The organism is Rhodovulum sp. PH10, from assembly GCF_000293785.1.
Lineage (GTDB): Bacteria > Pseudomonadota > Alphaproteobacteria > Rhizobiales > Xanthobacteraceae > Rhodoplanes.
Genome location: NZ_AKZI01000136.1, coordinates 1 through 7,729, shown reverse-complemented (window position 1 = coordinate 7,729; position 7,729 = coordinate 1). Strand labels below are relative to the sequence as shown.

Here is a 7,729-nt window from a genome sequence, read left to right as displayed (position 1 = left end):
AAGCGGCTCCGGCGCAGCCCCGTCGGAGTTCCCAAACGGGCTCTGAGGGCCGCCCTGCACCGGGCGACGACCGGAACGGCGCGGAAACGAGGGCAGGGCGGGCCTTGGCCCTTTCCGTGCCGGCGGCGCCTTGTTAGAAGGGCGCGCCATGAACGACGCCCCGAAATCCACACGCGACTACTCGCAAACCCTCTTTCTCCCGAAGACCGACTTCCCGATGCGGGCCGGGCTTCCCAAGAAGGAGCCGGAGATCCTCGCCCGCTGGCAGGCGCTCGGCCTCTACGGCCGGTTGCGCGCCGCAGGACAGGGCCGCACGCGGTTCGTCCTGCACGACGGGCCGCCCTACGCGAACGGCCACATCCATATCGGCACCGCGATGAACAAGGTGCTGAAGGACGTGGTGACCCGCTCGCAGCAGATGCTCGGCTTCGATTCGAACTACGTGCCGGGCTGGGACTGCCACGGCCTGCCGATCGAGTGGAAGATCGAGGAGGAGAACTATCGCAAGAAGGGCAAGCAGAAGCCCGACCTCTCCGACCCGGCGGCGATGATCGCCTTCCGCCAGGAGTGCCGCGCCTATGCCGGCCACTGGCTGAACGTGCAGCGGGAAGAGTTCAAGCGGCTCGGCGGGGTGGGCGACTGGGATCACCCCTACACCACCATGAGCTTCGCCGCCGAGGCGCAGATCGCCCGCGAGCTGATGAAGTTCGCCGCCAACGGCACGCTCTATCGCGGCTCCAAGCCGGTGATGTGGTCGGTGGTCGAGAAGACCGCGCTCGCCGAGGCCGAGGTCGAGTACGAGGACTACACGTCCGATACCGTGTGGGTGAGATTTCCGGTGCGCGCCGGCGCGGGCGACCTGTCGAGCGCCGCCGTCGTCATCTGGACGACCACGCCCTGGACGCTGCCCGGCAACCGCGCCATCAGCTTTTCCAGCAAGATCGCCTATTCGCTTTACAAGGTGGTCGAGGCGCCGGCCGACAACTGGACGACGGCAGGCGACCTGTTGATCCTCGCCGACAAGCTCGCCGCGGATGTGTTCGAGAAGGCTCGCGTTTCGGCCTACGAGAAGGTGCGGGAGGTGCCGGCCGGCGAGCTGTCGGCGCTGGTCTGTGACCATCCGCTGAAGGCGAAGGGCGGCTACGACTTCGCCGTGCCGATGCTCGACGGCGAGCACGTCGACGATTCCACCGGCACCGGTTTCGTCCACACCGCCCCCGGCCACGGCCGCGAGGATTTCGAGATCTGGATGGCGTCGGGTCGTGACCTCACGGCGCGCGGCATCTCCACCGCGATCCCCTACACGGTCGACGCCGACGGCACCTTCACCGCCGACGCGCCCGGCTTCACCGGCCTGCGCGTCATCACCGACAAGGGCGAGAAGGGCGAGGCCAACGAGGCGGTCATCAAGGCGCTGGTCGCCGCCGGCCGTCTGGTCGCGCGTGGAAAGCTCAAGCACCAGTATCCGCATTCGTGGCGCTCCAAGAAGCCGGTGATCTTCCGCAACACGCCGCAATGGTTCATCGCGATGGACAAGGACATCGCGGCGAACGGCACCTCGGCCCCCGGCGACACCCTTCGCACCCGCGCCCTCGAGGCGATCCGCGCCACCCGCTGGGTGCCGCCGCAAGGGCAGAACCGCATCACCGGCATGATCGAGAGCCGGCCCGACTGGGTGATCTCGCGCCAGCGCGCCTGGGGCGTGCCGATCACCGTGTTCGTGCGCGAGCTCGGCGGCGGCGAGGTCGAGATCCTGCAGGATCCGGCCGTCAACGCCCGCATCGCCGACGCCTTCGAACAGGAGGGCGCCGACGCCTGGTACCAGCCGGGTGCGCGCGAGCGCTTCCTCGCCGAGCGCGCATCGGAAGGCTGGCAAAAGGTCGACGACATCCTCGACGTGTGGTTCGATTCCGGCTCCACCCACGCCTTCGTGCTGGAGGATCCGAAGCATTTCCCGACCCTCGCCAGCATCCGCCGCAAGGGCGCGGGTGGCCCCGACACGGTGATGTATCTCGAGGGCTCCGACCAGCATCGCGGCTGGTTCCACTCGTCGCTGCTCGAATCGTGCGGCACCCGCGGCCACGCGCCCTACGACATCGTGCTGACCCACGGCTTCGTGCTCGACGAGCAGGGGCGGAAGATGTCGAAGTCGCTCGGCAACACGGTCGCGCCGCAGGACGTGATCGGCCAGTCGGGTGCCGACATCCTCCGCATGTGGACGTGCGCCTCCGACTATGCCGACGATCTGCGGATCGGCCGGGAGATCCTGAAGACCACGGTCGAGACCTACCGCAAGCTGCGAAATACGATTCGCTGGATGCTCGGCAATCTCGCCCATTTCCGTCCCGAGGACCGGGTGCGGCCGGAGCGCATGCCCTCGCTCGAGCGCTACATGCTGCACCGGCTGGTGGAGCTCGACGCGCTGGTGCGCGAGGCCTATGCGACCTTCGACTACAAGCGCATCTTCGCCGCCCTCAACCAGTTCATGACGGCGGACCTGTCCGCCTTCTATTTCGACGTCCGCAAGGACGCGCTGTACTGCGACCCGATCTCCTCGACCACCCGCAAGGCGTGCCTGACGGTGCTCGACCATCTCTTCCGCTGCACGGTGACCTGGCTCGCACCGATGCTGTGCTTCACCGCGGAGGAGGCGTGGCTCGCCCGGTACCCTTCCGAGGACGGCTCGGTGCATCTGGAAACATTTCCCGAGGTGCCGGCCTCCTGGCGCAGCGAGGCCTTGGCCGAGCAGTGGCGCAAGGTGCGGGCGGTGCGCCGGGTGGTCACCGGGGCGCTCGAGATCGAGCGGGCGGCCAAGACGATCGGCTCGTCGCTGGAGGCGGATCCGCTGATCTACATTTCGGACGACGACCTCTTCCGGGCGATCGACGACATCGACCTCGCCGAGATCTGCATCACCTCCGCCTGCGAGAAGGTCGAGGGGGAGGGGCCGAACGATGCCTTCCGGCTCGCCGAGGTGCCCGGCATCGCGGTGGTGTCGCGCCAGGCGGAGGGCCGCAAATGCGCCCGCTCCTGGAAGATCTCGCCCGAGGTCGGCTCCGACCCGGACTATCCGGAGGTGACCCCGCGCGACGCCCAGGCCCTGCGCGAGCTCGACGCGCTGGCGGTCGGATGAGCGGCGCCCGGCGACCGGACTTCGGCTCTCCCCGCCTGCGGGGAGAGGTCGGCGGGCGAAGCGAGCCGGCCGAGGGATCAGCGTGTCGTTTCATCGGCATGTCCATCCCTCTGCCCGATCCGGTGCGTTGATGCCCGCCAAAAAACCCGTTCTCTACGGCCGGCTCACTGGGGTCGGGCTGATCGCGGCGCTTCTGGCGCTGGCGCTCGACCAGGGCAGCAAGGTCTGGCTTCTGTGGGGCTTCGACCTGCCGGCCCGCCAGCCGGTGCCGGTCGGCCCGTTCCTCGACCTCGTCGTGGTGTGGAACACCGGCATCAGCTACGGCCTGTTTCCCCAGACCGGGCCGCTCGGCCAATGGGCGCTGCTCGCCGTCAAGGTGATCGCCGTGCTCCTCCTGTGGGTGTGGCTCGCCCGCGTGGAGGCCCGCCTCACCGCAGTCTCGCTCGGCCTGATCATCGGCGGGGCGATCGGCAACGCGATCGACCGCGCGACCTTGGGCGCGGTGTTCGATTTCGTCCTGCTGCACGCCACCATCGCCGGCGAGACGTGGCGCTGGTACGTGTTCAATCTCGCCGACGTCGCCATCGTCGCGGGTGTGATCGGCCTCGTCTACGAGACCGTGTGGCCGCCCGACGCCGTAAAAGCGCCCTGATCCCGGATATACCGGAAGGCACGATCGGCCGGCTCTTTCCACCGCTGCCGCCGCGCTCGCGCGGAGGCATGAAAGGTCGGGCGAGGGGACCAGCCATGGGGGGACCAATGCGAACGAGTTTTTCGCGTGCCGTGCTGCGCGGCACCCTGGCGGGTGCGCTGTCGACCCTGTTGATCTGCGGCGCGATCGGCCAAGCTTCAGCCGAGGACGACGACGAGCTGCCGGACGTCAAGGTGATGCGCAGCATCATGAAGGGCCTCGGCCTGAAGAAGCCGGGCGAGGAGAACCAGATCGAGTATCGCGAGCGCTCGCCGCTCGTCATCCCGCCGAGCCTCGACCTGCCGGCGCCGGAAACCACCTCGATCGTCGACAAGAATCCCGCCTGGCCGGACGATCCGGACCTCAAGGCGCGCCGCGAGGCGAAGAAGCACCAGCGCCGCTCGGTCGACTGGGAGGAGGACTCGCGGGCCTTGACGCCGCGCGAGCTCGACCGCCCGGGTGCCAGCCGCACGGTCGCCACCAACCGCACCGGCGCCGAGCAGAAGTCCGGCGAGGAGGCGGTCAACCAGATCAGCCCGTCCGCGCTCGGCTACAAAGGCGGCCTGTGGAAGCTGAAGTCCTTCATGGGATTCGAGCCCGAGGAAGAGACCGCGACCTTCGAGCACGAGCCGAAGCGCACCGATCTCACCCAGCCGCCGCCCGGCTACATGACGCCGTCCACCGAGCAGCCCTACGGGGTCGGCAAGGAGGTCGTGAAGAACAAGGCGACCAACATCTACGACCGCGCCGCAGGCGATCCGCGCTGACCGCCGGCACCCGCGCCAAAAACCCCGATCCGGCGGCCGCCGCACGCGGCCGCCGCGAACGCGCCTTCGTTTCCGAGCAGCATTCCCTTCGCGAGACCCGGAGCCGGTCCGCGACCCGGCCCGGGCGGTGCCGGGTGGGCGGTGCCGCATGCCCGGACGGGCGCATGCGCCGCCATCGCCGGCCGCCGTGAGCCGCCTACCTCCCGCGAATCCTGACCATTTTGTCATTTGAGGCGCCGGATCGTTTTGGAAACAATGCCGGCCGATCCGAACGAGAGGCCATCCGCATGATCCGATCCGTCCTGACGTCGCTCGCCGCCGCCTGTGCGCTGGCGACGCTGCCGGTCGCGTCCCCCGCGTCGGCCGCCGGCCCGCAGGTGAGCGACTTCAAGCTCGCCAACGGGCTCGAGGTGGTGGTGATCCCCGACCGCCGCACTCCGGTCGTCACCCACATGATCTATTACAAGGTCGGCTCGGCCGACGAGCAGCCGGGCAAGTCGGGCATCGCCCACTTCCTCGAGCATCTGATGTTCAAGGGCACCGAGAAGAACCCGAGCGGGCGCTTCTCGAAGATGCTGGCGACCATCGGCGGCGAGGAGAACGCCTTCACCACCGCCGACTACACCGGCTACTTCCAGCGCGTGCCGCGCGAATATCTCGGCGACGTGATGGCCTTCGAGGCCGACCGCATGACCGGTCTCGTGCTCACCGACGCCAATGTGCTGCCCGAGCGCGACGTCGTGCTCGAAGAGTACAACATGCGGGTCGCCAACAGCCCCGACGCGCGGCTCGGCGAGCAGGTCGCCGCCGCGCTCTATCTCAACCACCCCTACGGACGCCCGGTGATCGGCTGGAAGGGCGAGGTCGAGAAGATGACCCGCGACGAGGCGCTCGCCTTCTACAAGCGCTTCTACGGGCCGGCCAACGCGGTGGTGGTGATCGCCGGCGACGTCGATGCCGCCACGGTGAAGCCGCTCGCGGAAAAGACCTACGGCGCGGTGCCGGCGCGCACCGACATCAATGTCCGCCACCGTCCGCAGGAGCCCGAGCCGGTCGCGGTGCGCCACCTGACGCTCGACGACCCGCAGGTCGCCCAGCCGATGCTCAGTCGCTACTATCTCGTGCCGTCCTACACGACCGCCAAGGGCGGCGAGGCCGAGGCGCTGGAGGTGTTGGCGCAAATCCTCGGCAACGGCCCGAACAGCCGGCTCTATCGCCGCCTCGTGGTGGACAAGCGGCTCGCCACCACCGCGGCCGCCTGGTACCAGGGCTCGGCGGTCGACGCGACCAAGTTCGGCGTCTTCGCCCGGCCGAAGCCCGGCGTGTCGCTCGAGGACCTCGAGCACGAGGCCGATTCGGTGATCGCCGAGACGGCGGCGAACGGCGTCACCGCCGACGAGCTCGAGCGGGCGAAGACCCGGATGATCGCCGACGCCGTCTATGCCCAGGACAACCAGTCGAGCATGGCGCGCTGGTTCGGCACCTCGCTGTCGACCGGCGGGACGGTGGCCGACGTGCTCGCCTGGCCGGACCGCATCCGCGCTGTCACCGCCGCGCAGGTGCAGGAGGCGGCAAAGACCTGGCTCGACGCCCACCGCTCGGCGACCGGCTACCTGGTGCCGACCAAGCAATCTCCCGCGACCTCGACGTCCGCCACCCCGGAGAAGCGCTCGTGACCGCCTTCGCTCTCGTTTCCGTCCTGGCGTCGCGCGTTTTTGCGCGCGCGACCGGCGGCGCCGTTCGTCGTCTTCCCCGCGCCACGGGTGTCGGCCTCGCCGCGCTGGTGCTGGTCGCGCTGGTGCTGCCGGCGGTGCCGGCGTCGGCCACCACCATCGAGCGGGTGAAGAGCCCGAAGGGCATCGAGGCGTGGCTGGTGCACGAGCCGGCGATCCCGCTGGTGGCGATGCAGTTCGCCTTCCGCGGCGGCTCGTCGCAGGACCCGGCCGCCCTGCCGGGGCTCGCCACCATGACCGTCTCGCTGCTCGACGAGGGCGCCGGCGACCTGCCGGCCAGCGCCTTCCAGAAGAAGCTCGAGGAGAAGGCGATCGAGTTCTCGGTGCAGGCGCGCCGCGACACCGTGGTCGGCTCGCTGCGCACGCTGTCGGAGAACCGCGACGAGGCGGTGCGGCTCGTCAAGCTCGCGCTCACCGCGCCGCGCTTCGACACCGAGGCGGTCGAGCGCATCCGCGCCGACATCCTCGCGGCGCTCTCCCGCGAGGACAAGACCGCCCACGTGCTCGCCGCCCGCGCGTGGTGGGCGGCGGCCTATCCGAACCACCCCTACGGCCATCCGAAGCGCGGCACGCCCGACGCGGTGAAGACGATTTCCGCCGACGACCTGCGCGGCTACGTGAAGCGGGTGCTCGCCCGCGACACGCTGAAGATCGGCATCGTCGGCGACATCGACGCGGAAGCCGCCGGCAAGATGATCGACGAGGTGTTCGGCTCGCTGCCGGAGAAGGCCGACCTCCTGCCGGTGCCCGACGTGCCGCCGAACAATCTCGGCGAGCGGGTGACGGCCGAGATCGACGTGCCGCAATCGACCGTCGTGCTCGGCGGGCCGGGCATCGCCCGCGCCGACCCGGACTTCATCCCGGGCTATCTCGTCAACCACATCCTCGGCGGCGGCTCGTTCTCGTCCAGGCTGTACGAGCAGGTGCGCGAGAAGCGGGGGCTGGCCTACTCGGTCTATTCGCAGCTCGCTCCGCTGAAGAACACCGCGGTGTTTCTGGTCTCGACCGCGACCCGTGCCGACCGGGTGGACGAGTCCCTGAAGGTGATCCGCGAGCAGATCGCCGCGATGGCCGAGACGGGGCCGACCCCGGAGGAGCTCGACCAGGCGAAGTCGTTCCTGAAGGGCTCGTACGCCCTGAGCTTCGATTCCTCGGTGAAGATCGCCGCCCAGCTGGTGCAGATCCAGCTCGACGATCTCGGGATCGACTACATCGACCGCCGCAAGGACTTGATCGACGCGGTGACGATCGACGACGCCAAGCGGGTCGCCAAGCGCTTCCTGTCGGGCGACATGCTGGTGGCGGTCGCCGGCCGCACCGAGGTCGCCGGCGCATCGCCCGACGCTGCGGAGCCCGCCGCCGCGCCGCCGCGGCCGACCGGCACGCCGCCCGCCGGCACCCCGCC

General features: G+C 69.5%; 5 protein-coding genes. All 5 read left to right on the top strand.

Annotated elements, in window-relative coordinates; translation table 11 throughout:
- Nucleotides 1–148: 148 nt before the first annotated feature.
- Nucleotides 149–3,133 carry an isoleucine--tRNA ligase gene (gene ileS, locus A33M_RS18985; RefSeq protein ID WP_008390635.1) on the top strand — a complete coding sequence of 995 codons (2,985 nt, stop codon included), beginning with the start codon at nt 149–151 and terminating at the stop codon, nt 3,131–3,133.
- A 130-nt stretch (nt 3,134–3,263) separates the two neighbouring features.
- The gene (gene lspA / locus A33M_RS18980) at nt 3,264–3,785 is read left to right on the top strand and encodes a signal peptidase II (RefSeq protein ID WP_052027132.1); all 522 of its coding nucleotides are present in this window, start codon (nt 3,264–3,266) and stop codon (nt 3,783–3,785) included.
- A 107-nt stretch (nt 3,786–3,892) separates the two neighbouring features.
- Nucleotides 3,893–4,591: a hypothetical protein gene (locus A33M_RS18975; protein WP_157223566.1), complete on the top strand. Its 699-nt coding sequence runs from the start codon at nt 3,893–3,895 to the stop codon at nt 4,589–4,591.
- Between the two features lie 287 nt (nt 4,592–4,878).
- Complete coding sequence (locus A33M_RS18970; RefSeq protein ID WP_040621820.1) at nt 4,879–6,267, top strand: M16 family metallopeptidase; 1,389 nt, start codon at nt 4,879–4,881, stop codon at nt 6,265–6,267.
- The coding region (locus A33M_RS18965; protein WP_085977096.1) for a M16 family metallopeptidase at nt 6,264–7,729 on the top strand (1,466 nt) is incomplete at its 3' end. The genes A33M_RS18970 and A33M_RS18965, both read left to right, overlap by 4 nt.